19 protein-coding genes and 1 riboswitch are annotated in these 25,911 nt (G+C 51.1%); of the genes, 12 read left to right on the forward strand and 7 right to left on the reverse strand.

What is annotated here, in order from left to right; translation table 11 throughout:
• Both ABD843_RS02325 and ABD843_RS02330 read right to left on the reverse strand, forming a co-directional pair.
• On the reverse strand, window positions 1–5,025 hold a 5,025-nt coding region (locus ABD843_RS02325; RefSeq protein WP_345077908.1), incomplete at its 3' end, for a beta strand repeat-containing protein.
• 300 nt (window positions 5,026–5,325) lie between these two features.
• Window positions 5,326–6,876, reverse strand: coding sequence for a GH3 family acyl-acid amido synthetase (locus ABD843_RS02330; RefSeq protein WP_345077912.1), 1,551 nt, complete (start codon window positions 6,874–6,876; stop codon window positions 5,326–5,328).
• 241 nt (window positions 6,877–7,117) lie between these two features.
• Here ABD843_RS02330 and ABD843_RS02335 point away from each other — a divergent pair, with 241 nt between their 5' ends.
• The 5 genes from ABD843_RS02335 to ABD843_RS02355 all read left to right on the forward strand — a co-directional run bounded on the left by ABD843_RS02335 (window position 7,118) and on the right by ABD843_RS02355 (window position 15,369).
• Window positions 7,118–9,118, forward strand: a complete 2,001-nt coding sequence (locus tag ABD843_RS02335; RefSeq protein ID WP_345077915.1) for a T9SS type A sorting domain-containing protein — start codon at window positions 7,118–7,120, stop codon at window positions 9,116–9,118.
• Window positions 9,119–9,256: 138 nt separating this feature from the next.
• Window positions 9,257–10,843, forward strand: a complete 1,587-nt coding sequence (locus tag ABD843_RS02340; protein ID WP_345077918.1) for a hypothetical protein — start codon at window positions 9,257–9,259, stop codon at window positions 10,841–10,843.
• A gap of 81 nt (window positions 10,844–10,924) precedes the next feature.
• The gene (locus ABD843_RS02345) at window positions 10,925–12,190 is read left to right on the forward strand and encodes a DUF5723 family protein (protein ID WP_345077921.1); all 1,266 of its coding nucleotides are present in this window, start codon (window positions 10,925–10,927) and stop codon (window positions 12,188–12,190) included.
• A 259-nt stretch (window positions 12,191–12,449) separates the two neighbouring features.
• Window positions 12,450–12,561, forward strand: a riboswitch (SAM riboswitch).
• 188 nt (window positions 12,562–12,749) lie between these two features.
• Entirely contained in the window at window positions 12,750–13,952 is a 1,203-nt protein-coding gene (locus ABD843_RS02350) for a trans-sulfuration enzyme family protein (protein WP_345077924.1), read from the forward strand.
• A 154-nt stretch (window positions 13,953–14,106) separates the two neighbouring features.
• Window positions 14,107–15,369 (forward strand): homoserine dehydrogenase, encoded by a 1,263-nt coding sequence (locus tag ABD843_RS02355; RefSeq protein ID WP_345077929.1) that lies wholly within the window; start codon window positions 14,107–14,109, stop codon window positions 15,367–15,369.
• Window positions 15,370–15,427: 58 nt separating this feature from the next.
• Here the strand turns inward: ABD843_RS02355 and ABD843_RS02360 are convergent, their stop codons facing one another.
• Together ABD843_RS02360 and ABD843_RS02365 are read right to left on the reverse strand one after the other, a co-directional pair.
• Window positions 15,428–15,751, reverse strand: a complete 324-nt coding sequence (locus ABD843_RS02360) for a DUF3098 domain-containing protein (protein WP_345077932.1) — start codon at window positions 15,749–15,751, stop codon at window positions 15,428–15,430.
• Between the two features lie 38 nt (window positions 15,752–15,789).
• The gene (locus ABD843_RS02365) at window positions 15,790–16,647 is read right to left on the reverse strand and encodes a cell division protein FtsX (RefSeq protein WP_345077935.1); all 858 of its coding nucleotides are present in this window, start codon (window positions 16,645–16,647) and stop codon (window positions 15,790–15,792) included.
• Window positions 16,648–16,881: 234 nt separating this feature from the next.
• On the opposite strand from ABD843_RS02365, the gene ABD843_RS02370 reads away from it, so the two are divergent.
• The 4 genes from ABD843_RS02370 to ABD843_RS02385 all read left to right on the forward strand — a co-directional run bounded on the left by ABD843_RS02370 (window position 16,882) and on the right by ABD843_RS02385 (window position 19,923).
• On the forward strand, window positions 16,882–18,018 hold the full coding sequence (locus tag ABD843_RS02370) for an arginase family protein (protein ID WP_345077938.1): 1,137 nt from the start codon (window positions 16,882–16,884) through the stop codon (window positions 18,016–18,018).
• Window positions 18,019–18,072: 54 nt separating this feature from the next.
• Window positions 18,073–18,549, forward strand: a complete 477-nt coding sequence (locus ABD843_RS02375) for a hypothetical protein (RefSeq protein WP_345077941.1) — start codon at window positions 18,073–18,075, stop codon at window positions 18,547–18,549.
• 99 nt (window positions 18,550–18,648) lie between these two features.
• Window positions 18,649–19,395 carry a 3-oxoacyl-[acyl-carrier-protein] reductase gene (fabG, locus tag ABD843_RS02380; RefSeq protein WP_345077944.1) on the forward strand — a complete coding sequence of 249 codons (747 nt, stop codon included), beginning with the start codon at window positions 18,649–18,651 and terminating at the stop codon, window positions 19,393–19,395.
• Between the two features lie 147 nt (window positions 19,396–19,542).
• On the forward strand, window positions 19,543–19,923 hold the full coding sequence (locus ABD843_RS02385; RefSeq protein WP_345077947.1) for a hypothetical protein: 381 nt from the start codon (window positions 19,543–19,545) through the stop codon (window positions 19,921–19,923).
• Between the two features lie 13 nt (window positions 19,924–19,936).
• On the opposite strand, the gene ABD843_RS02390 is transcribed toward ABD843_RS02385, so the two are convergent.
• The gene (locus tag ABD843_RS02390; RefSeq protein WP_345077950.1) at window positions 19,937–21,427 is read right to left on the reverse strand and encodes a carboxypeptidase M32; all 1,491 of its coding nucleotides are present in this window, start codon (window positions 21,425–21,427) and stop codon (window positions 19,937–19,939) included.
• A 121-nt stretch (window positions 21,428–21,548) separates the two neighbouring features.
• Window positions 21,549–22,724 carry a thiolase family protein gene (locus ABD843_RS02395; protein ID WP_345077953.1) on the reverse strand — a complete coding sequence of 392 codons (1,176 nt, stop codon included), beginning with the start codon at window positions 22,722–22,724 and terminating at the stop codon, window positions 21,549–21,551.
• Window positions 22,725–22,885: 161 nt separating this feature from the next.
• Between ABD843_RS02395 and ABD843_RS02400 the strand changes: the two genes are divergently transcribed.
• Entirely contained in the window at window positions 22,886–23,368 is a 483-nt protein-coding gene (locus ABD843_RS02400) for a DUF1905 domain-containing protein (protein WP_345077956.1), read from the forward strand.
• On the opposite strand, the gene ABD843_RS02405 is transcribed toward ABD843_RS02400, so the two are convergent.
• Window positions 23,365–24,438 (reverse strand): DUF3810 family protein, encoded by a 1,074-nt coding sequence (locus tag ABD843_RS02405; RefSeq protein WP_345077959.1) that lies wholly within the window; start codon window positions 24,436–24,438, stop codon window positions 23,365–23,367. The two genes, ABD843_RS02400 and ABD843_RS02405, sit on opposite strands and share 4 nt — an antisense overlap.
• A gap of 358 nt (window positions 24,439–24,796) precedes the next feature.
• Here ABD843_RS02405 and ABD843_RS02410 point away from each other — a divergent pair, with 358 nt between their 5' ends.
• Together ABD843_RS02410 and ABD843_RS02415 are read left to right on the forward strand one after the other, a co-directional pair.
• Window positions 24,797–25,102 carry a hypothetical protein gene (locus ABD843_RS02410; RefSeq protein ID WP_345077961.1) on the forward strand — a complete coding sequence of 102 codons (306 nt, stop codon included), beginning with the start codon at window positions 24,797–24,799 and terminating at the stop codon, window positions 25,100–25,102.
• 210 nt (window positions 25,103–25,312) lie between these two features.
• The gene (locus ABD843_RS02415; protein WP_345077964.1) at window positions 25,313–25,909 is read left to right on the forward strand and encodes an RNA polymerase sigma factor; all 597 of its coding nucleotides are present in this window, start codon (window positions 25,313–25,315) and stop codon (window positions 25,907–25,909) included.
• Window positions 25,910–25,911: the final 2 nt, after the last annotated feature.

Genomic DNA, 25,911 nt, shown 5'->3' on the forward strand with positions numbered 1-25,911 from the left:
CGAACCTGTTGCGGGGCTGCTGCTGCTCCATGTACCACCTGCTACTGTGTTGGCCAGTGTTGTAGTGGCGTTCTCACAAACGGCTGCTATGCCGGTGATGGGAGTAGGAGTGGTGTTCACGTTCACGGTATGAGTCACATAGCAGGTAGGGTTCACCATATAAGTGATGATGGCCGAACCTGTGCTCACACCCGTTACAAGCCCTGAAGCGTTGTTAACTGTAGCTTTTGCGGTAGCGCTTGAGCTCCAGAGGCTTCCGCTTTTTGGGTGGCTGAGCTGTATTGTATTGTCCACACAGGTGTTTGTAAGACCGGTGATGGCGGCCAGTGGTTCTACGGTCACTGTTTTGGTGACGTAACATCCGGAGCCTGGCATTGTATAGCTTACAGTTGCCGAACCGTTGGCTATGCCTGTTGTTCTGCCATAGTTGTAAGTATTGGGTATTACCTGTGCTACGGTAACGTAAGCAGTATTGCTGGAGCTCCATACGCCTCCCCATACTGTTTCAGAGATAATTATCGAAGAGTTAGGGCATACTGTATTAGGTCCTTCGAGGGAGTCAGGAGTAGGGTGAACGGTCTCTGTCCTTGTCCTGTAGCAACCGTTAGGCATGGTATAGGTGATGGGTATGTATGCCGGGTATGATACGGTCGTTATCTTGTGGTTGGCACTGATGAGTCCGTTCTGGTCCAGTACTATGTAAGTAGTATCAGGAGTAGACCATACACCGCCGGGAGTACCGTTATCGAGATCTACAGAGAAGTCTGTGCAGACAGCGGTGGCACCTGTGAAGTAGCCTATAGGCAATACGGTCACATCCACTGTATCAGGCTCACTGGGGCAACCAAAACCATTATAGCCTATGGCTTTGTAGTTTACGGTAACGGTGGGTATACCTGTAGATGGTGTAGCTGTTACAGGGCTAGAGCTTGTGATGGTAGAGATACCATTGTTGGCATACCAGGTGAAGGTACCAACGCCGCCGGTACCTGTAAGCGTCACCGACTCGCCATTACAGATGGTGTCATCCGATGTCGCGGTGCTGATATAGAATGGGTCGGGCTGAGTGAGTGAGCCTGAGGTAGAGTCGATACAGCCATGGCTGTCGGTAACAAAGAACTCGAAATCACCTGCGGTCATACCGCCGTGTACGCCGGTATTATAGTAAGGGGCCGTACCACCTGTTGCTGTCACATTGGTGCTGCCGGTAGCGCCCTTGTTGCAAAGCAGGTTGAAGCCTGAAGCAGCGATGGCAGGTATATTGGATGCAACGAGCAGAGCAGGCTCTGTTACCGTGGCTGATATATTAGAGGTACATCCGTGGTCATCGGTAACGGTATAGTTGTAAGTTGCGGGCGACAGTGAGCTGAAGGTACCTGTGCCTGAGTAGGGGGAAGTACCGCCAGTGGCGCCTATTATTACAATACCATTGTTCTCGTTCTTGCAACGTACGTTAGTCACTGTTTTGTTGGCCACCAGTTGTGTGGGCTGGCCTACAGTGCCTGTGGTAGTAGCCGTACAACCGTTACCATCGGTCACTGTATAGCTGTATGCTCCTGCTGTCTTGCCGCTGAAGGTACCTGTACCTTCATAGGGCGATACGCCGCCTTCAGCGATCACGGTAACACTACCTGTGTTGCCACCATAGCAAAGTACATTGCTCACGGTGCTGGACACTGTAAGGCCGCCTGCCGGCTGCGATACTGTGGCTGAGATACCGGCCGTACAGCCATGAGAATCGGTAACGGTATAGTTATAAGTACCTGCGATCTTGCTGCCATAGGTGCCCGTGCCCGAGTAGGGAGAAGTGCCGCCGCTGGCGCTCACTGTAACACTACCGGTATTGTTGCCGTAGCAGAGTACATCGGTAACGCTCTTCGACGCTGTCAGCAGGGTAGGCTCGCTTATGCTGCCTGAAGCCGTGGACGTACAGCCGTTCGCATCGGTAACGGTATAGCTGAACGGACCTGCTGCCAGGCCTGTCTTATTACCTGTACCTGAGTACGGAGTGGTACCGCCTGTAGCGCCTACCAGTACACTGCCATTGCTTTCGCCGTAGCAGTTGGCATCTGTTATCGACCTTGTAGCTATGAGCATTGCCGGTTCCGATACGGTACCTGTAGTAGTAGCTGTACAACCGTTGTTGTCGGTCACTGTATAGCTGAAAGGACCTGCTGCTTTGCCTGTGAAGTTGCCTGTGCCTGAGTAGGGTGATGTGCCGCCTGTAGCAGAAACTGAAACACTACCTGTGTTGCCGCCCTTACAAAGTACATTGCTCACAGTGTTGGATGCAGAGAGCGGAGATGCCGGCTGCGATACTGTGGCCGAGATATCGGCTGTACAGCCATGGTCATCGGTAACGGTATAATTATACGTGCCTGCTATCTTGCTGCCAAAAGTGCCTGTGCCCGAGTAGGGAGACGTACCGCCGCTGGCGCTCACTGTAACACTACCGGTATTGTTGCCATAGCAGAGTACATTGGTAATGCTCTTATATGCCATTAGCTCTGTAGGCTGACCCACGCTGCCTGTAACTGTAGCAGTACAACCGTGGGCATCTGTAACTGTATAGCTGAAAGGACCTGCTGCCAGGCCTGTCTTATTACCTGTGCCTGTATATGGTGGGGTGCCGCCGGTAGCGCTTACCAGCACACTGCCGTTGCTCTGTCCGAAGCAGTTGGCATCGGTGACGGTACCTGAAACTGTAAGCTGTGTAGGCTGGCCTACGCTGCCGGTAACTGTAGAGGTACAACCATTGGCATCTGTAACTGTATAGCTGAAAGGACCTGCTGCCAGGCCTGTTTTATCACCTGTGCCGGAGTATGGGGTGGTACCGCCGGTGGCGCTTACCAGTACACTACCATTGCTCTGTCCGAAGCAGTTGGCGTCGGTGATGGTCTTTGAAGCTGAGAGCGCTTCTGGTTCCGATACGGTACCTGTGGTGGTAGCTGTACAACCGTTGTTGTCGGTGACAGTATAGCTGAACTCGCCCGCTGTCAGCCCAGTGAACTCGCCTGTACCTGAGTAGGGCGATGTGCCGCCTGTAGCAGAAACGGAAACACTGCCTGTGATGCCGCCATTACAGAGTACATTGCTCACTATGCTGGACACAGAGAGCGGAGATGATGGCTGCTCTACGATGGCACTTACATCTACATAACAACCATTATTGTCGTAAACAGTAAAATAATATGAGTCTGCGGGTAAGCCCTCGAATGTGCCCGTGGGGTAATAAGGATATGTACCGCCTGATGCAGATATTTCCACACTGCCGGTATTACTACCATAGCAGAGCGCGTCGGTAACATATGCCGATGCCGAAAGAGGTGCTTCGGGGCCATGCACTGTCACTTCTTCCGTCACAGAACCACATTCATTGCTGGCTGTATATGTATACGTTCCTGCAGGCAGCCCCCATACATATGGAGTGGTATATCCATTGCTCCACTCCCACGATAGGTATTCGCCATTTACATTCGGATATATCGCTCCCGTGTTCTCTCCATAGCAATATACATCACTTACATAGGGCGCCCACATAATGCTGGGAGCTAAGCAGGAAAATTCTATCTCCAACGTGTGGTTGGCATTTACACCTGTCATTACATAGCGGGCATAGAATGGGTCAAAGTAGTAATCGATACCTGGCTCCAGGCTATGGCCATCCAACTTTATATCTGTAACACTGTAATGGGGGAGCGGAAACATTTCGATAACAAAGTCATGGCCTTCACAAATATCTTCAGCCGCATAGCTTAAGGTGCCTCCAGAGTTCGATGTTACGTTGATATGGTGCGTGCTAACAGATGGTACCATTTCATATGCTTCCACGCCGTACCCAGATGGGTCATTTCGCGATACCAAAGGCCTGTTATCGGCATTGAAGGCAAGACTGTAGCCGTTAGTATAAGTTATCCTCGGAATGTATGGGGTGCCTACTTCTTCCAGGTCGGTACCATTGAATTTGTATACCCTGGTACCTTCTGTTCCCCAGTTAAAAAAGCCGCTGGCCATGTAAGGGGTTCCCAGGTCATCCAGTTCCATTGTCAGGCTATACATATATGCCATGCCGGCAATAGAAGACCATTCACCATCAACCAGAGAAAAAAGGTGGCCATTAGTTATCGTCATCCAGAAAGCGCCGGTGTAGTTCGTAAAAGCTATATAGGGTACTCCGCTACTATTGAACCTGAATGCTATGTCGCCCTTTCGTCCATATTCCGGGTGCGTATACATTATTGCTGAAAAGCTCGTATCGCCAACATATGTCCAGGTGTCACCATCCAGTTTCTTTACAGATATCTCTCTGTCGGCTTCAAAATAAGCAACGTATGGGATGCCGCCATATGCCTGAATAACCGGGTTGCTATGCACATGGGCTGCTTGTACGCTGCCCAATGGTTCCCAACTGCCTTCGTTGTTGGTAACTGCCTGAAATCCGCTCGCCGTAGCATATGCTACATATATCCGTCCGGTAGCGTCAATGGTCATCGATGCCGGGGGATAGCTTCCGCCTTCGTTGTATGACAATGAGGAGTATGAGACGATCCCGCTTTCTGTTCCCACATCTTCCCAGCTGCCGGAGTTATAGCGCTTCATTTTCAGTGCGCCTTCTGTCTCACTTGAGTACATAACGTAGGGCGTACCATCGTATATCTCTATGCTTACGTTATCAACGGTCGATGAAGAGATCAGGCTGCCCACGTCCACCCACGAAGAACCATTGTATTTTCTTACGATAAGACCTGGAGAGGTAGTGTTAAAAACAGCTATGTATGGTGTATTGCTGACTCTGTCCATCTTCATCGGGCATGTGCGGTCAGACGTAAAGCCAAGGTCGCCTCTCTTGGACCAGCCGGGAGGGCATTCCGATGCAGCAGCATTTACCGATGCAGGTAAAAAGGCGGCGGTAAGAAGCAGTATCGTCACCAGGCAATACCGTTGCAAGCCGCTTGACAACTTGCGTGGCGCAGGTGTACCGCTGAGGATCGACAGATCCCATTTTTGTAATATTCCTTGTTTCATCAGGGGGTGATTTTGAGGGCAAATGTACATTCACGTTTTTACCTCTTATCAAGATCTAATAATAATTTATATTTACATATGTTATTCTATTTAATGAATAATGAATTGTTTTGTTATGTTCTATGCGCATATATTTTCAAATACTAAAAGATGTTTTATGTTTTAACATTATTTGATGGGTCTTTGTATAGTAATGTATAAAGTAAAAAGAGGCTGTTTCAAACGAAACAGCCTCTTATGTGTAATAAAAAATATTTCCAATGATCAATGAACAGGCCTTGATATGGCCGTTCGCTCAGCTTATGCCGTCACCGCCTCTTTCAGCTTTTGTTTGGTCAGGTACTGTTCCCAGTCCTGCAGTTGCTGCCCCTTCAGTACGCGGGGAAATTTGCTCATGGCTCCCAGTTTTCCTTTCGCTTGCAGATAGCCTATGAAAGCCTCGCTAGGCAGTATATGCACAAACACCTCCTTCAGCGCCGATGAGCGCTCTACCTCGTAGTCATCGTTCAGCTTGCACAGGGTCTCATCCAGCAGCTTGCGCAGTTGCACGGGGTTCACATCGTTGTCGCAGCCTATATACCACTGGTGGGCGAACAGGTTCTCGTACTTCATGCCTGCCACGGTGAACTCCCGTATCGTTATGTTCATTTGCTTCGATACCGTCTCTATGGCCTTGTTCATATTGTCTACCGACAGGTGCTCGCCACACAGGCTCAGGAACTGGCGGGTGCGGCCCGTTATGGCTATCTCGTATTCGGCCGCATTGGTAAAGCGTATCACATCGCCTATCAGGTAGCGCCATGCGCCTGCACATGTGCTCAGCAGCACGGCATAGTCCACTCCTTCTTTTACCTCGCTTATAGTATAGGCCTGTGCATTGGGTCTTACATTGCCATCCTCGTCAAAGTTCTCGCCGGTGAACGGTACGAACTCGAAGAACACGCCTGCGTTCAGCACCAGCTTTATGCCGCCGCCCGGCCTTGCCTGGAAACCGAACGAGCCCTCCGATGCCATATATGTTTCTATATATGTCACCGGCTTGCCGAATATCTTTTTGAAGCTCTGCTTGTATGGCTCCAGCGATACCCCGCCATGTATATATACGCTCAGGTTGGGCCATATCTCGTGTATGTTCTTGGCACCGTAGCGCTCCATTACGCGTTCCAGCACTATCTGCACCCATGCAGGTACACCGCATATGGTGCCTACGTCCCAGGTAGGTGCCTTTTCCACTATCATCTTTATGCGGTCCTCCCACTGCGGCCTGCGCGATATCTTCTGGCCCGGCTTGTACAGCAGGGACGATATCCACCTGGGCATGTTCTTGGCGCTTATGCCGCTCATGTCGCCCTCGTAGTATTCGCCCCGCTCAAAGAGCGATGTGGTACCGCCCAGCATCAGTACGCCTTTGCCAAAGGAAGCGGCCTTTATCTTGAAGTTGGCCATGCTGTACAGTTGCTTGAAGCCTACCTTCTTGATGGACCTTATCATATCCTGTGTCACAGGTATATGTTTGCTCGCCGATTCGGATGTGCCTGAGCTGAGCGCGAAGTACCGCACCTTTCCCGGCCACGATACGTTCTCCTCGCCCTTCTGGCAGCGGTGCCACCACTGGCTGTACATATCTGTATAGGCATGTACCGGTACCCGCTCGCGGAAGGCCTTTACCAGGTCTATCTCTTTGCTTAGTATATCGCCAAAGCCATAGTGCTTGCCGAAGGATGTATATTGGCCGCGCTCCAGCAGCTGGCGCAGTGTATGTTTTTGATATACCTGCGGCGGTGCCACAGGCAGGTTGAATTTCTTGCGGAGTTGTAAAGACCGGGCTATCAGATTGCCTAATATTGCCATTAGTGCTTATGTTGCTATTTATCTTTTTCTGAACTTGAACGGGCAAATTTACGTTTTACTTTGGTTATGGTATATATATAGGTCTTTCTCTCTCGTTCACTCTAGTTATGTGCTGGCCTTTTTTAACGAATGTTTATACCCATTGCCCGGTACAGCGTACAAACAAATATGAATTAAATGCTTCATTATGGTAGGTATACTGTATTTTTAAAGTAAAGAACCACATAGCTATCATCCACCCATGAGAACATTTTTTACTGTCCTTTCCTTTTTTTGCTGTTTGCTTGCTGCCCATGCGCAGGCCACCAAAGACCATGCGGTGCAGCTTACCGCTACCACGCAGCTCACTCCTCCGGCCATCAGGCTAAAATGGAGGACCATTCCCTATGGTACGCCTGTATATTATGTGTTCAAGAAGGCGGTCACAGCCACATCTTGGGGCAGTGCCATAGGCACCATCACCACCGGCGATACTACCTATACCGATAATGCGGTCATTGCCGATTCGGCCTACGAATACTCTGTAACGGCCAGCGGCACAGGTATATCTCCCTCTCCTGCGGGTTACATCTATGCAGGTATCCGCGCGCCGGCCATTCACAGCAGGGGTACGCTGGTGCTGCTTGTCGATACCACTTTTACCGACTCCTGTGCTGCCGAGCTTACCACCCTCATGCAAGACCTGAATGGTGATGGCTGGCAACTGGTGCGGCACGATGTGGGCCGCAGTGTGCCCGATACCGTGGTGAAGGCCATGATAAGGCAGCACTATACCGATATGCCCGATGTGAGGGCGGCGCTCATAGTGGGCCACATAGCCGTGCCCTATAGCGGAAACCTGAATCCCGACGGCCACCCCGACCATCTGGGCGCGTGGCCTGCCGATGTCTTTTATGGCAGCATGGCAGGGATATGGAACGATGTGAGCGTGAACAATGCTACCGCTGCCAGTCCCGTCAATCACAATATACCCGGCGATGGCAAGTGGGACGATGTGCTCATACCCACCGGCGGCGTGCAGCTGCAGGTAAGCCGCATAGATATGTGGAACATGCCCGCCTTTGCCGCTACCGAGGTGCAAATGATGCGCCGCTACCTGCGCAGGGCCCACATATACAAAATGGATTCCCTGCCTATGCGCAAGCGGGCGCTGATAGATGATAATTTCGGCGCTTTCAGCGGCGAGGCCTTCGCCGCCAATGGCTGGCGCATATTCGCACCCATGGTGGGGTACGATAGTATGGTCACCATACCGTTCATAGCCTCGCTGGCGGCAGGGCCTTACCAGTGGGCCTATGCATGTGGTCCCGGCTCCTACACCAGCGCGGGCGGTGTAGGTACCACTGCCGATATAGCTACCTCAGGCACTGTCAACGGTATTTTCACCGCGGTCTTCGGCAGCTACCTCGGCGACTGGAACACCGCCAATAATTTCATGCGTGCGCCCTTGTGCGCCACGGTGCCGGCCCTTACCAGTTGCTGGGCCGGCCGCCCCAATTGGTTCATGCACCATATGGCGCTGGGGCAGAACATAGGCTATGCCCTTCGCCTTACGCAGAACAATATGACCCCCTCCATCATGTACCAGCCCACAGGCGTAGGCGCGGGGTGGATACATGAGGCACTCATGGGCGATCTCTCCCTTCGTACCGACTACATAAAGCCTGTACCTGATGTTACGGCCACTGCTGTACCCCTGTATGGCGCCACCGTCACCTGGGCGGCCTCTCCCGATGCTGCTGTTCTGGGTTACTACGTTTACCGTGCCGATAGCCTGTGGGGGCATTACGCCCGCATATCGCCCATGGTATCCGGTCTTTCCTTCATCGATACTGTAGGCGTCAATGGCCTCAAATACTATATGGTGCGCCCCATAAAGCTGCAGGCCACAGCATCGGGCAGCTATTACAACCTGGGCCTCGGTGTTACCGATACTGCCATCGTTACTTACCCTGTACCTCCTACAGGTATCGCAGCAGTAGGGACAAAGCTCACCGCAGAGGTGTACCCCGATCCTGCATATACCTCGCTGAACGTAGCTATCGCTACCGATGTGGAAGGTATGGCCGATATGTGCATGGTCGGTATGTCTGGCCGGCGCTACCTGCCTGCCACACGCATGTTGAGGGTAGGGGAGAATATCTATAGTGTAGATGTGAGCGGCCTGCCTGCAGGTACATATATAGTACAGGTGCGCACCGCCAATGGCGTATACATCAATAAGGTGTGGGTAAAATTGTAGCGGTTCTTTTCTCTGAATGCAAACGTTTTTCTAAAAATATGCGCCATATGACTGTGTCGCTAGCTACATATGGTGTATTTTTAGCCCCGAACAAGATAGTTCGCACATATTACATTATTATAAACCACTGATGTTGTTATGAAAAAAATAGCAGGTCTGCTTGTGTTCGCGGGTATCATTGCCGCGGCAGGATGCATCAAAAAGAAGGACTTCGACTTCAAGAACCTCACCATAGATAACTGGCAGCCTGATTGGGCGCTTCCGCTCATCTATTCCGACCTCACGCTCAAGAACATCGTGCAGACAGGTACCACCATATCCGAGAACTCCGAAGGAACATATTCGCTTCATTACTCCGGCGATCTTTTCAGCGCCCGTGCTTCAGACTATATCCGCATACAGGACCAGTCCTATGCTACAAGCGGCATTACGCTCTCTATTCCGCAGAACCTGCCCTCTTTCTCGGGTAGTTTTTCCGATTCCACATCCGGCAACTTCAGCTTTGCCGATGACAATGGCTCACAACTGGCCCATGTCAATGTCAAGTCGGGTTCCATCACCCTCAATGTCACATCTACCTTCAGGCACAATGTGAACGCGGTGCTTACCTTCCCTACGGTAAAGAACAATGGTATGCCGCTGCAGGTAACGGTAGCCATAGGTTATCCTGCTACCAGCAATGCCACAACTATCAGCCTGGCGGGTTATTCCTTCGATCTTACCAATGGCGGTACCGCCAAGAACTACCTGCCCTACAAGGTGCGTTTCACACTTTCAGGTACAGGCCAGTCTATCAGTGGCACCGACAACCTATCGGCCTCTATCAGCATCAAGGATATACAGTATAGTTTCATCGATGGTTTCCTCGGCTCATACGATATACCCATACCTGCCGATACCATATATGTAGGTGTGTTCGATAATACACTGTCGGCCAATATCTACATCCGCAACCCTATGATACACCTGTCTTTCCACAATTCCATAGGCCTTGGTGTAGCAGCCAAATTCGATCAGCTCTTTGGCCGTACCAACAAGGGTACCAATGTCAATATGCTGTTGCCCGATATCGCTGTGCCCGGCGCCATAGTACCCGGAGAGACCGCTACTAAAACGCATACTATAGACAGTAACAACAGCTCTGTTCAGAACATGTTCAACCCTGCGCCCAACGAGGTGATATATGCCGGCCGTGTCCGCATCAACCCCGGTGGTACAGGCACCACTACCAGCTTTGTTACCGATAGCAGTAGGGTATCCCTGGTGGCCGAGGCCGAGCTGCCCGCATGGTTCCGCATCATCAACTTCGCCCTGCAGGATACCGTTAAGCTCACCCTGCCCGAGGATTCCAGCCTCGTTAGAACGGCACAGTTCAAGATGCTTATGGATAATGCGCTGCCGCTATATGGCGCCGTACAGGTATACTTTGCCGATGAGAATTATAACTTCGTCGATTCTCTCGTACCCACAACCAACGATATAATAGGTGAGGCTCCTGTAGATGCCAATGGCAAGGTCACAGGCAGGAAACAGGCCGTAACCACTTTCGAGATGACGCATGACGAATACAACGCTATGGCGCCAAAGGTGAGGTATGCTGTTCTGCGCGGCAGGCTCAAGACCAGTGGTGCAGGCGATGTGAAGATACAGTCGTCCAATAATTTGATAGTGAAACTTGCTTTCAGGTTCACACTCAATGTTTCATCTACAGACATAAAGAACTAACCTCACATGAAAAGAAGCATCTTAGCCTTACTCCTCGGTTCCTCCCTGGCTTCTCACGCACAGGATTCATATACCATGAAGTTGTTGCCACAGTTACACCAGTCGCAGTGGTTCAATGCGTCCAACCAGACCGATGTAAAGATATCTGTAGGTCTGCCTGTACTCTCAGGTACGTCCTTCTATATATTCAACTCAGGCTTCACCTACAACAGCCTTTTCCATAGGGTCAACGACTCTACCATGAGCATTCATCCTTCCAGCTTCATAGACAAGCTGAAGAACAGGAACATGGTGGCCTTTGGTGCCAATGTATCTATACTCTCTGCTAATGTAGCGTTCGAAAAGTATACCATCGGTTTCTCTGTTACCGATAGGGTAGATGCCCGCTTTACATATCCCAAGGACCTCTTCCGGTTCGCATGGTATGGCAATGGCGCCTACATAGGCGAGTCGCTCAATATCGGCAACTTCGGCCTCAATGCATCATGGTATCGCGAGTACGCCCTGCATGGTACCTACAACTATGGCAAGTGGGTATTCGGAGCCAGTCCCAAGCTGCTTTTCGGCAAGACCAACATCAACACCAAAGAGTCTTACCTGCAGGTATATACCGATGCCGACTACTATGCCATCACCGCCCAGACCGAGATGAACATACAGACCAGTGGCTTTGCAGATAGTGCCGATAGGGCCGAAGGCCGCATGGCATTCCCCGGTTATGCGTTCAATTCAAAGAACATGGGCCTGGGTATAGACCTCGGCGCCAGCTACCAGCTGAATGATAAGATAAAAATAGCAGGCGGTATCAACAACCTCGGCTACATCAAGTGGAAGAGCAATATCCATGGCTACAAGGCAGGGCCCAAGTCCATCACCTTCGAGGGCTTCGACCTTGCCAATATGCTGCAGGGCGATAGCTCTGAGTTCATATCTACTTCACAGTACCTCGATTCTGTGAAGAACATGCTCAAGTTCACCAAGAACACCGATCCCTACAAGACCTCGTTGCCTGTAGAGTTCTACGCTGTTGGTAGTTATGACATCAACAACAAGCATACCGTAGGTGCGCAACTAAGCATACAGAGCTTCAGCAAGAGGGCTCTCTTCGCTACCACGGTCTACTACAGGCTCAACCTCAGCAAGCATTTCTCGGGTGTGCTTACATACACGCTCAAGTCCGCCTCGCCCTTCAACCTGGGCGGCGCTATAGTGGCCCGTTTCGCGGGTATGCAATGGTACCTGTCCACCGATAATTGGTGGGCGTCCATCAGGCCACTCGATAGCAAGAACATGAATGTGAATCTTGGAGTGAACCTGGCCTTCGGCGACAGGACAAAAAAAAAATAAGATAGTTCCAGATGTCATGACACCCATCGATCACCGCCCCGCCGCAGAGCGCATGGGCCTCGGTGACGATGCCGAAGACGATACGAACATGAAGCCATCGAAGAGTGCAAGACCAGATGGCGAATGATATGCACGCAGTTTTTTGTGTGCTGAGATCTGCTACAGTAAAGGGTCTGAGCACTATCTGGAATTTTGTTCGCGAAAAAATATTTGGAAAGATCGCGAGGGCTCATATACCTTTGCACCAGTTCTTTAACATCACTTATCAAGAAAGGCAGAGGGTCATGGCCCGATGAAGCCTTAGCAACCTCCCCCCGCGGCAGCGGAGGAGCTGGTGCTAATTCCATCCCTGGAAAGGGGACAGATAAGTCAGACGCAAAAAGTAAAAGTCGATACCGCACCAGCGGGTCCACCATACACAAGCTCCTCTGATCTCTGTCGGCGGAGCTTTTTTATTTCCACTATCTCGAGCGTGTGGACATATGAAAGCACCACCGGCAGCGCTTTCTCGATAAGTGTTTTTTAAGAATGTTTTTTTCACCTTCTAAAAACACAAGACATGAGCAACGCAACACAACTCATCCACAGTATTCCCGTCGATAGCCTTACAGGTTCCATATCGGTACCCATATACCAGACATCCACCTTCGTACAGGATGCTCCCGGCCAGCACAAGGGCTACGACTATGCCCGCAGCAACAACCCCACCCGCGAGGTGCTGGAGCGCACCATCGCAACATTGGAAGGCGGTACCGCAGCATCGGCCTTTGCCAGTGGCCTGGCGGCTATAGATGCCGTGGTAAAACTGCTGCGCAGTGGCGACGAGATACTGGCCGTAGACGACATATACGGTGGCGCTTTCAGGCTGTTCACACACATTTACGAGGGCTTCGGTATCAAGGTCAATTATGTAGATACCACCGATGTGGCCAATGTCATAGATGCCTTTACCGATAAGACAAAGCTGGTATGGCTGGAGACCCCCACAAACCCTACGCTGAAGATAAGCGACATAGCTGCCATAGCAGCGGTGGCCCGCAGCAGGGGCGCCCTGCTGTGTGTGGATAACACCTTCGCATCGCCCGCCCTGCAGCAGCCCATAAAGCTGGGTGCCGATATAGTGGTACACAGCGCCACCAAGTATCTTGGCGGTCACAGCGATCTTATTGCAGGCATAGTGGTAGCCGCCGATGCCGAGGTAGGTGCACGCATAAGATTCATCCAGAACGCCAGTGGCGCCATACTGTCCCCGCATGATAGCTGGCTGGTGATACGCGGTGTGGAAACCATTTACCTGAGGGTAAAAGAGCACTCTGCCAATGCCCTGAAGGTGGCTCGTTTTCTCGAAGATCATCCTGCTGTAGATAAGGTCTACTACCCGGGCCTTACATCGCATCCCGGGCACAAGGTGGCCAGCCGCCAGCAGAGCGGTGGCTATGGTGGTGTAGTGTCTTTCACCCTGAGGGAAGATACAGGGGCCGCAGCCACGAAGGTGGTATGCGCTACGCGGCTCTTCAAGCTGGCAGAAAGCCTGGGTGGGGTAAAGAGCCTGCTGTGCCACCCCGCTACTATGACACACAAAAGCATACCTGCCGAAAAACGCCGCAGTGCAGGCGTTGCCGATAGCCTGGTACGGTTGAGTGTAGGTCTGGAAGATGCGCAGGACCTCATCAATGATATTGGCCAGGCGCTCGATCTGCTCATATATGGCCGTAAGAACGCAGCGGCCAAGGCCCCGGCTGCTGCTGCATTGTGGCTGTAACGAAACTAGAGTAAGTAAACTATTTCCATCATCAACAGACAACCCACCTCCTTCTCCTTGCACCACCGCTAAAGCTAAGGCAGCACACGGTTGGAGAGGCCTGCCTGCCGATAGGCAGGGGAGGGAAGATCTTTTCAAAAACAAACAACATACCATGTCTATACACAACAACGGAACAGAATTGACCATAGGCCTCTTCGGCTTCGGGGTAGTAGGCGCAAGCCTGTACCAGGTGCTGGCACATACACCTTCACTGAACGCCCGTATAAAAAAAGTGTGCATAAAGCATGCTGATAAAGAAAGAGCCGCACCCGCAGCGCTTTTTACCACCGATGCCGATGCATTGCTGAATGATGCCGATATCAATGTGATAGTAGAGCTCACCAGCGATTCCGATGTCGCCCATCATATCATATCCACCGCGCTCAGGAAGGGCAAGGCAGTGGTGACGGCTGGCAAGAGCGTCATTGCAAAGCATCTGCCCGAGTTCATAGCATTGCAACAACAGTATGGTACACCCTTGCTGTACGAGGCCGCCTGCTGTGCCAGCATACCCGTTATCCGCAACCTGGAAGAGTATTACGACAACGATCTGCTGCATAGTGTAAGCGGTATAGTGAATGGCTCTACCAACTACATACTCACTCGTATGGCCGAAGCAAAACTATCCTTCGGCGATGCACTTGCCGAGGCACAGCAGGCAGGCTTTGCCGAGGCAGATCCATCGCTGGATATATTGGGCGTAGATGCCGCCAATAAACTCACCATATTGCTCACGCATGCCTATGGTGCGCTGACGGCCACATCGCAACTGGTATATACCGGTATCACCGACCTCCATGAGGCCGACTCATTGTACGCCCGCGAAAAGGGGTATGAGATAAAGCTTGTGGCGCATGCAGGCAAGTTGCCTGATGGGCGCATAGCGGCCTTTGTACTGCCACAGTTCGTAGGGGAGGGGAGCCGGCTAAAGGGGGTGAAGAACGAATACAATGGGGTAGAGATAGAAAGCAGCCTCGCCGACAGGCAGTTCTTCTACGGCAAGGGCGCCGGGGGCTTTCCCACGGCATCGGCTGTCCTCAGCGACCTCTCTGCATTGCGCTACAATTACCGCTACGAATACAAGAAACTACAGCGCGGCGAACCCACCGCGCTCACTCACGACCTCTATTTCCATGTATGCATCAGTTTCCGTAGCCTGCTGCATGTGCGGCACGAGCAGTTCGCACGCATAGACGAATGGGTGAGCAAAGACCAGCGGTGCCACATATCGGGCATCATACACTGCAGCAAACTTGTGTCCTCAGACTGGTGGAAGCAGAACGGCACATCTCTTATACTGTATCCACAGGCCATACAGCATGGTTTTGTAGAGACCGCTAAAAAGGCAGAGATAAATGAACTATCGCTGGTATGATAAAAGAAAAGGGGATAGCCATTAGCTATCCCCTTGCATTTAGTGCCTATTCAGTATCTTATTGCTGCTCTTTAGGTTTCTTCATTATGGCATACGCCTCTATGCCAAAACCTACCAGCAGCAGTATGGGTGCCAGTGTTATGCGGCGAAAGCTGTATAACTCCTCGTAGTGGAACTCATTGGGGTTCGCGGCCTTTCCGCCCGCCATCAGTATGAACGACAGGAATATCACGGCCAGTCCTATCAGCATCCACTTATAGTTCTCCTTATCAAAAAGGAAAGGTTGCGCGGGTCGCCTGTTCTCCGTCTTGGCCGCAGAAGCTGCTGATGCAGGCGGAGCAGGACGTGGTGCAGGTGCATTCGTTTTGAGGGGTGTAGACATCAGTTATTTTTTATAAGAGGTCAAATATACGTTGTTTATCAATACAGATCGTCCACATGCATTTTCAGGTATTTCACCACCGACCTGTGGGTGCTCACCATGGTTATTATCACACCCAGTAGTATCATGCCGCTTATCAGCAGTGTCAGCAGTCCTGCATCGTTCAGCAGGTCCAGCACGGGTAGCTGTGCCTTGGCGAAAGACATTACCAGCCACAGCCCCAGTACCGCTATTACGCCACTGGTGAGGCCGTTCACCAGCGCCCTCAGGTCGAATGGTCGCGTAATGAACGATTGTGTGGCCCCCACCATCTGCATGGTCTTTATGATGAACCGGTTGCTGAACATGGCCAGTCGCACAGTATTATCTATCAGGAATATCACCACTATCAGCAGTATCACCGTTATACCGCCCAGTATTATCCCTATCTTCCTGAAGTTGCTGTGCATCTGGTCTACCACCATATTGGGCCATGTCACATCGCGCACCACATTGCTCTGCATTATGAACTGGCGTATCCTTTTCAGGCTGTCGGCGTTCACATATCCCTCCCTCAGCTTCAGCGATATAGATGTGAACAGGGGGTTATACCCCAGGAACTCTACTATATTGCTGCCCTCTACCTGGCTTTGCATGGCTGCGGCCTCATCCTTGCTTATGATGCGGGTCTTGCGCACAAAGGGCTGGTTCTCCAATATGGCGCGCATCTTGGCCACGTTCTCGTCGCTCACATTGTCATGAAAGTCCACGTTCACTTCCAGGTCTTCTTTGAATGCCCGTGTCAGGGCCCTGCCATTTATCACCAGCCAGCCCAGCACCCCCATCAGGAAGAGCACCAAGGCCACGCCCATTATGGCATTTATATATGTTGGTTTCGATCGTTTTCCTGTTGCCATACTGTATCGCTGCGCACAAAAGACACCTGCTATGGGCAAGTGCGCATACCTGCCAAAAATAGACAAAACGATGGTTATTTTTCCCAATAAAAGTAAGATGCCCCCATTTTTAACAATGAGTGGTCGCCTTTGAGGCACATACTTCTCACAGCATACCTCTCTCGTCCATATGTCTTGCTGCCGAACAGCAACATTTATGTATTTTTAGCGCACCATACCAACTATACCGATACAATGAACGACATACATATATTTCTCGAAGAGGAACATTTCATAGACTCAAGGCTGGAAGGCGTTTACGAGCCATCGCAGGTGGGTGGTTCTATCCTCCATCCCGGCATGCCCGATTTTGACGTTACCACTGCCGATGTAGTGCTGATAGGCTGTGCCGACTGGACCGGCGCCGATAAGAAGCGCGGGTATGGCAATGGCCCCGATACCATACGCGAGCATTTCTACAAGATGTATCACTGGCACGATAATGTGCGCATAGCCGACCTAGGCAATATTCGCCGGGGCGCCACATCGGCCGATACCCGTTCGGCCCTTGTGACCGTGCTACAGGAGCTGCACAGTGTGGGTAAGACCGCGCTGGTATTGGGTGGTGCGCACGACCTGATGCTGCAGCAGTACGAGGTATTTCGCCGGGCAGAGCAGACCGCCGTGGCCACGGTAGTAGACATGCTCATCGATCTGGATGAGACCGAAGGCCTGTCAGATAAGGGCTTCCTCATGGAAATGCTTACCGAGACCCCCAATTTCATATCGCATTACGATCACCTGGGCTTCCAGATATATTATTCGCACCCCCAAATGGTAGATACGCTCAATAAACTGAGCTTCGACCTGTACAGGCTGGCAAAGCTGCGTGAGGATTGGGAAGAGATAGAGCCCGTGGTAAGGCGCAGCAACCTTATGAGCTTCGATATGACGGCCGTAAGGTATAGCGATGCCCCAGCCAACAGGAACGGATCGCCCAATGGACTGAATGGAGAAGAGGCCTGCATGTTCGCCCAGTTCGCAGGCATGTGCGACAAGCTCTCTTCCTTTGGCATATATGGCTATGACGAGGCCAATGATGTGAACGATATGACGGCCCGCCTTATATCGCAAATGATATGGTACTATGCCGATGGCTGCCAGGTACGCAAAAAGGGCATCACGGCCGATAATACCGAGGATGTGTACATGGAGTTCAACCTGTCGCTGGATGAGGTGGAGACCGTTTTCCTGAAGAACAAGTACAATGGCCGATGGTCGGTGCGCCTGCCGCAGGGTACTATATTGCCCTGTTCCTACCGAGACTACCAGGTGGCCAGTACCGGCGAATTGCCCGAGCGCCTCCTGCGCGAGCTGGAACGCCTGGCATAGCGGCATCATTGAACTATATCATCGCCATTATTATCTTTGAGAAAATTACATTTTATGAAACATGTGTTACGATCGCTGGCGGTCATCTGTGGTTCCGTTTTTCTTTTCGGCTGCCCGTACACCAGTTCGGTGCCGGTAAGTATGCCCACCTCAGCCCCCGATCCGAAGTTCCATGGCATATGGATAGCCGATGATGGTGTACGCTATGTGGTGAAAACAAAGGACAAGATGTACGATATAATGGCCTACGACAGGGAGAACACCTCTTCAGAGCATCTGAAGGGTTATTTCTCTGTGATAAAGGGCGCAACATTCATGAACCTTACCAATGCCGACAAGCCAAATAGCTCTTACCTGATATTCAGGGTCGAATTCAAGGATGAGGATAACATAAAGCTCACCGAGATGTCGGAGGATATAAAGGACAAATTCACCAGCCCCGACGCCCTCAGGGATTACATAGAGAAGAATATGAACAACCCCACCTTTCACAAGGCAAGTGTGCCCCCTACATTGCTACAGAGAGAATAATGCATGAAGGGCCACAGATGCCGGAACGGCCATAGAGAACGTCAATATTTCACTACTTCGGCCGCAATCATTACTTTAGCCGCATAAACGAACAGAAAGATGAAACTACTGGAAAATAAAGTGGCGCTGATAACAGGCGCAAGCCGCGGAATAGGAGAGGCTATAGCGCTGAAATTTGCCGAACATGGCGCCAATATAGCGTTCACTTACCTGTCATCGGAAGAAAAGGCCAAAGCGCTGGAAGACAAACTGGCAGGTATGGGCGTGAAGGCCAAAGGCTACAAAAGCGATGCCGGCGACTACAAAGCCGCCGAGCAGCTTGCTGCCGATGTATCAAAAGAATTCGGTACTATAGATATATGTGTGAACAATGCAGGCATCAGCCGCGACAACCTGCTGCTGCGCCTCACCCCCGAGCAGTGGGACGAAGTGATGCAGGCCAACCTGAAGAGTATCTACAACCTTACCCGCCAGGTGATAAAACCCATGATGAAGAGCCGTGCAGGCAGCATCATCAACCTTAGCTCTATAGTAGGGGTAAAGGGCAATGCAGGCCAGAGCGCCTATGCGGCCAGCAAGGCGGGTATCATAGGTTTTACCAAAAGCATAGCAGCCGAGATAGGCAGCCGCAACATTCGCTGCAATGCCATTGCCCCCGGCTTTGTAGAGACCGATATGACCCACTACCTGAAGGATGGTGGCGCAGAGAAGTGGTTCGAGAAGATACCGCTGGGCCGTTTTGGTAAGACGGAAGACATAGCAAATGCCGCCCTCTTCCTGGCATCGGACATGAGCCAGTATGTGACCGGCCAGGTACTGAGCGTATGCGGCGGTATGAGCATGTAGTGAGTTCTAATTATACTGTCTTGATATTTATGTACCGCCCGGGCATCTGCTCCGGGAGGTATTGTCAATAAATACCTGCTATTGTCAAGAATATAACGCGTTCTATCCCAAAGCATTCGTATCATGCCGCTATAATTATCTATAGCCATGAGTATAGGAAAGGGAGTGATAAAAGTACTTTTGGGGCTTGCATGTATCACATTGGCGTCATGTATAGACCGTGGCCTGATATATACCTACCGTATCCATAACAATGCCGACACTACCATAAGTGTGCATGTAAAAGAGGGATCGACCATTGATACCACTTTTATAACACCAGGAGAACAAAAGGTAGTACATACGCATGGCTACCTGGTAGGTAAGAACGCCAGGTACACCCACCATGATGTGAGCCGGGATATGAAATACATGTTCGTCATAAAACGCGGTGATACATCGAAGCGCAACTACCTTGATAATAATTCGTGGAGCTTCGATGCCAATACTGGCACTTATTCTGCCACCGTTACGGCCACAGAGTTCTGATAGCTGTTACGGTTCAGAAGCGCACACCATATATACCTGTATACTTCTGCTTTATATAGTTCAGGAAGTATGTGGGGTCCAGCCTTTTCCCGGTCACCAGCTCGCATAGTTCATCAGAGTAATAGCGGCGGCCATGGCGGTGTATATTGGTGCGCAGCCATGCCAGCAGGTCGCTTGTTTTTCCGGCTGCTATGTCGGTAAGGAGGGTAGGTATGGCTTCCTGTGCTTTTATATAGAATTGGGCGGCATAAAAACTACCCAGCGTATAAGTAGGAAAGTAGCCAAAACTGCCATGGCTCCAGTGTACATCCTGCAGTACACCGGTCTTGTGGTCGGGAGGGGTGATGCCCAGGTATTTCTGGTAGGCCTCGTTCCATGCTGCCGGCAGGTCCGCTACCTGCAGTGTTCCTTCTATCAGTTGTTTTTCTATTTCGTACCGTATCAGTACATGAAAGTGGTATGTTACTTCATCGGCCTCGGTGCGTATGAGGGATGGCTCTACCTTGTTGCACGCCTTGTACAGGTCGGTAGCGGTCACATCGGCCAATTGCTGCGGGAACACCGCCTGCAACTGTGGATAGAAATATTGCCAGAACGCCTCGCTGCGGCCCACACAGTTCTCCCACAGGCGTGACTGTGATTCGTGTATGCCCAGCGATGCTGCTGCACCCAGCGGCAGGCCATATTGCTCTTCGGGCAGGCCCTGTTCGTAGAGGGCATGACCGCCCTCGTGTATGGTACTCCACAGCAGCGATGCATAGTTGTGTTCATCTACCCGCGTGGTCACCCGTACATCGGTAGGGGCAAAGGAGGTGCTGAACGGGTGTTCCGATATATCCTGCCTGCCTGCTTCCATATCGTAGCCCATGGTCTTCAGTACAGCTACCGAAAAGTCCCACTGCTGCTGGCGCGGGTAATGGCGGTAAAAGAGGTCATCATTCACCTGCGGCGCGGCCTTGATAGTGGCCAGTATGGGGGGCAACTGCTGTTTTATGCCATCGAACAGGCGGTCGAGCATGGCCACATTGGCGCCGGGCTCATATTCGTCCACAAGGGCATCGTATGGGTGGGCCTTATACCCATAAAGTTCTGCCTGCCGCCTTTTCAGCGCCACCATTTTGGTAAGCGATGGCGCGAATATGCCGAAGTCGTTCTGCCTGCGTGCCTCTATCCATGCGTTGAAGCACTCGCTTGTCAGCAGCGACAGTTCTTCTACGAAAGCGGGTGGGAGTTTGCTGTTCTTGTCATGGTCCTCATTGCTGCGTAGTACGTTGGCCTTTTGCAGTTCGTCAAGACCTTTATCTGTTCTTAGCTGGGCCAGTAATTCGCTCATGCGTGGGCTTGTTACCAACTCGTGCGACAGGGATGCCAGTGTGGCCAGTTGCCTGCCGCGAAAGGCAGCGCCCTTTGGTGGCATATAGGTCTCCTGGTCCCACCCCAATACCGCTGCTGCATTATTTATATCTGCTGCCTTTTGCAGCAATTGTACATATTCTTCGTACATGAAGTATGAGTTATGAAGTATGAGTTATGAAGTATGAAGTAGTGGGTATTGGGAATTAGGTCTTTAGCGTTTGGAATTTGGGGTCTGGGATCTGGAGTTTGGAATTTGATCTTTGGAATTTTTACACTCTTTCTATTATTCCCGCTATGCCCTGTCCGCCGCCTATGCAGGCGGTCACTATGCCATATCTTTTGTTCAGGCGCTTCATATCACTCAGCATTTGTATGGTCAGTTTAGCGCCGGTACAGCCCAGCGGATGCCCCAGCGCTATAGCGCCACCGTTCATGTTCACTATTTCGGGGTCAAGGCCCAGCTCCCTTATCACAGCCAGCGATTGCGATGCAAAAGCCTCGTTCAGCTCTATGAGGTCTATTTTGTCGAGCGTCATACCTGCCTGCTGCAGTACCTTGGGTACAGCCTTAATGGGGCCTATACCCATTATGCGCGGGTCTACACCTGCACTGGCACAGTTCACCAGTCGCCCTATGGGCGTCATGCCCAGGCTATTGGCCAGCCGCTCGCTCATCACTATAGTGAAGGCAGCTCCATCCGATGTTTGCGATGAGTTGCCGGCCGTTACCGAACCTCCCTGTGCGAACACGGCAGGCAGTTTTGCCAGGGCCTCTGGTGTAGTATCGGCGCGCGGGCCCTCATCGGTATCTATGGTCACTGTGCGTTCTGCACGTTTGTTCTTCTCATTCACATATACCTCTTTTACTGTTATGGGCAATATCCCGTCCTTGAAGTATCCCTCCTTTATAGCATTGAGCGCGCGCGCGTGCGACCGCAGTGCGAACGCATCCTGGTCCTCTCTCGACACCTTATACTCTTTTGCCACCTGCTCTGCCGTAAGGCCCATGCTCAGGTAATAGTCGCCATTGTCTTTGGTATACTCATAGTTGGGCATGGTGCGCCAGCCGGCCGTAGGTACCATGCTCATGCTTTCGGTGCCACCGGCAATGATGCATTCGGCCATGCCGCTCTGTATCTTGGCCGTGGCCATAGCTATGGCCTCCAGCCCCGATCCGCAGTAGCGGTTCAGGGTCACGCCGGGCGCCCATTCGCCTATGGCTCTGTTGGCTATGATACGGCCCACCTGCAGGCCTTGTTCGGCCTCAGGCACGGCATTGCCTACTATCACATCGTCTACCAGCTTGGGGTCCAGTTTCGGGTTGGCTGCAAGCAATCCTTTTATCACATCTACGGCCATGTCGTCGGGACGGTAGTTCCTGAAGCCTCCACGTTTCGACTTGCACACTGCCGTGCGCAGGCCTGCTACTATATATGCTGTCTGCATTTTTCTGTGTTTAAGAAGGTAAAGCGGTCCGTACAGACCATATACCCATAAAATTAGTGAAGGAAAGTGATAGTTGCAGGCCTCTTTTGCCATATGGCGGGGCAGTTTAACAAGATGATATTCTGCCGACGTAACTTTAGGGCCTTATCCATACACCGCATATGCAAGACCTGTTGCTGGATACCGAAGTGATACTGCAGAAAATGCAGATGAAAGGCGGCTGGACATATGCCCTGCTGCCACCTGTATTAAAGGTTGGTAAAAAGAACTTTGGCTGGACGCGCGTAGATGCCCTCATAGATGAGTGCGAGCTGAAGAACACCAGCCTGATGCCCATAAAGGGAGGCCAGCTCTTTATAGCCGTAAAGGCCGAGATACGGAAAAAAATAGGTAAGGAGGCCGGTGATACCGTGCGTATAAGACTATATGGCCAGAAACCTATAGAAGAAAGTGTTTCTGAGGATGACTTTCGTACAGCATTGGCCGATGACCCTGAGGCTTTGGCCAATTTCCAGCGTTTCCCGAGGAAAGAGCAGCAGGCATATATCACCTGGATATTCTCTGTTACCGATACCGACACGATAGTAGAACGTATGGCCACGGCCATAGGCGATATAGCCATGGGGAAGCGGTTCGGTCGCTAAAATATCCTTATTACTTTTTTCAAGCCTGTTTTGCGTGCCTGTTCCAGCGCCCAGGCCTCGCGTACCACATTGCCATAGCTGCTGATGCCCTCTTGCTGCTGCATACGCAGATAGCCGTCATATATATCGGATGTATAGGCCGACACCGCACCATGATACCTGCGGTATATCTCTTCCAGCGTATCTATATGCCTGCGGGTGATGGTGGGCAATGCCCCTTCCAGTTGCCGGGCCAGTACAGAGTCTTGCCGGTACAGGCGGTGGCTGGTATAGAGCCACAGGTTCAGGTAGGCCGAATAGCGGAAGGTGTGGTCGCTGACGGATGTACACAAAGCATAGGCCAGCAGGTTGGCATCGCCCTCGGCAGCTATGCCTGCCTGGTGGGCCATCTCGTGGCATACTATGAATGGCATAAGGAACAGCGGCTGGCGCATATTGGCCTGTCCCTCGCCGGTAAAGGGGTTGTAATAGCCATCTACCCCCATGCGCAGCATCAGCGGGGCAAAAAGGGTAGGCTTTATCCATACACCATTCTCCTTTACCTTGCTATCGGTGAACTCGCGATAATAGGCCAGTGCGCGCTCGTTGATGTAGGTGGGTGTGAGTGGCGTATACTCTGTAGCATAGGTGGCCAGCCTGCCTGCCAGGAACCGGGCAAAGTCCTTTACATCCTGCTTGTGCTTTGCGATTCGCACCTCTTTGGGTAGTTTTTTGCTTGTGGGCAGGCCCCAGCTTTTTGCCAGTGGGTCTTTGTAGTAGTTGCCACCCCATGCCAGCAGGAAGACAAGGTATATGCACAGCAGCACATTGAGGGTATTGAGCACAGAGCCCAGCAGGCGGTCTTTATGTATGCCGAAACGGCGCAGGTAATATACCCAGCGCAATAGAGTGAGCAACAGCCAGAGGCCGCCCAGTATGTACAGCACATCGCCCACACTGAATGGGATGATATGGAACAGTGTGCAGCGTGCCGATTGCACCAGGGGGTATACCCCATTGCTGTAGAACGATACGAACCCCCTGACCTGCGAAAAAAGAAAGATAAGCGACCACAAAAGAAGTACCTGCAAGACAAGTATCCATAGTTTCTTGCGGGGCGGCATCATATTTTTGCTAGGGTAGTGTTTTGGCTAAAATACGATATTCGCCATGAAGAATGTTAATATCAGCTCCTGCTGCGGCCATATGCCTTCCATTTTTTCCTGAAAGGCATTCTCTATGAACTTAAAATAATTATTTTTGAACATCATGAGCCGTATAGCCTGCCTAATATCGATATCGTTCTTGCTTTTGGGCTATTGTGCACAGGCGCAGCAGCCGAAAACGGATAGCAGACCGGCACCGCATAAAAAGCTGCTGGTACCACAGGCGTATATTGGCAATTCCGATTACAAAGGCGGCCCAATAAAAAAAGATGAGCTGCGGAATTTGTTACAGCAAGGCCTTACCGCACGCGACTCGACAGGTAATAAATACAAAGTAGCCGGTTTTGAACTGGGGTATGCAGAGAGAATGATATATGAAGATTCCCTGGGCAACCTTGTGACACTTATGGACCGCATGAGCCATTACTGCCTCGGCGATACGCTATCGGCAGGAGTATCTTCCAGTATCTACGAAAGGTTCAAATTGGGAGATACGCTCTACATAAACAGGGTGACCGTGCTGAAGCCTTCTGGCGCAACTACCACAGAGATAGCCGGAAAAGGTATGATATGCATTCTAACGAAATGATAAAATAGCATCTTCAGGTCGTTCTTCTTTACCTCGCAGTTGATAATATATTGTTATCCCTGATCATTTTCCGTAACTTTCCTAACATTCATTATGCGTTATACGCCTATTTTCCCAAGTGGGCAACTGGCTATTGTATAATGGATAGAATATAGTAGGCAGAGTTAGTAAGGTTGCTGTATCTGTCTTACCCGGATAAAACTTGTATGAGTGGCTAAAGCGATAGATGTGAGTGGTCATTTTCCTACTTCAGGGCATAGTTTGTCGGCACACGACGAACTGAGGTTACTGATAAAGGAATGTATTGCCCTGTCCAGACCATCGCAGAAAAAACTATATGAAAAATATTCGCCTGCAGCCTATGGTATCATCAGGAAGTATGTGAGCAATGATGAGGCGACCGCAAAAGAGATACTGAACGATGCGTTCTTTAAAGTGTTTCGCGATCTGCACCAGTATTCTTTTCAGGGGGCGTTCGAAGGGTGGATAAGGCGGATAGTGGTACATGCCATAAGCGACCATATGCGCAAGAATGTGAAGCCGGATAAGAATTTCAGGGAAGTAAAGGCCGAAGACGCCTATGTGAACAGCGAGCCGGTAGAGAATCTTTCGCATAAAGAGCTACTGACCATCATAGAGACATTGCCCGATGCGCAGAGAAACGTATTCAATTTGTTCGTATTTGAAAATTACTCGCACAAGGAAATAGCCAAAATGCTGAACATGCAGCAGAACAACTGCAGATGGCACCTGAACGATGCCCGCAGGAGGCTGAAAGAAAAGATAAACGCACTTATAAATAAATAAAG

The organism is Nemorincola caseinilytica, assembly GCF_039540515.1.
GTDB lineage: Bacteria > Bacteroidota > Bacteroidia > Chitinophagales > Chitinophagaceae > Nemorincola > Nemorincola caseinilytica.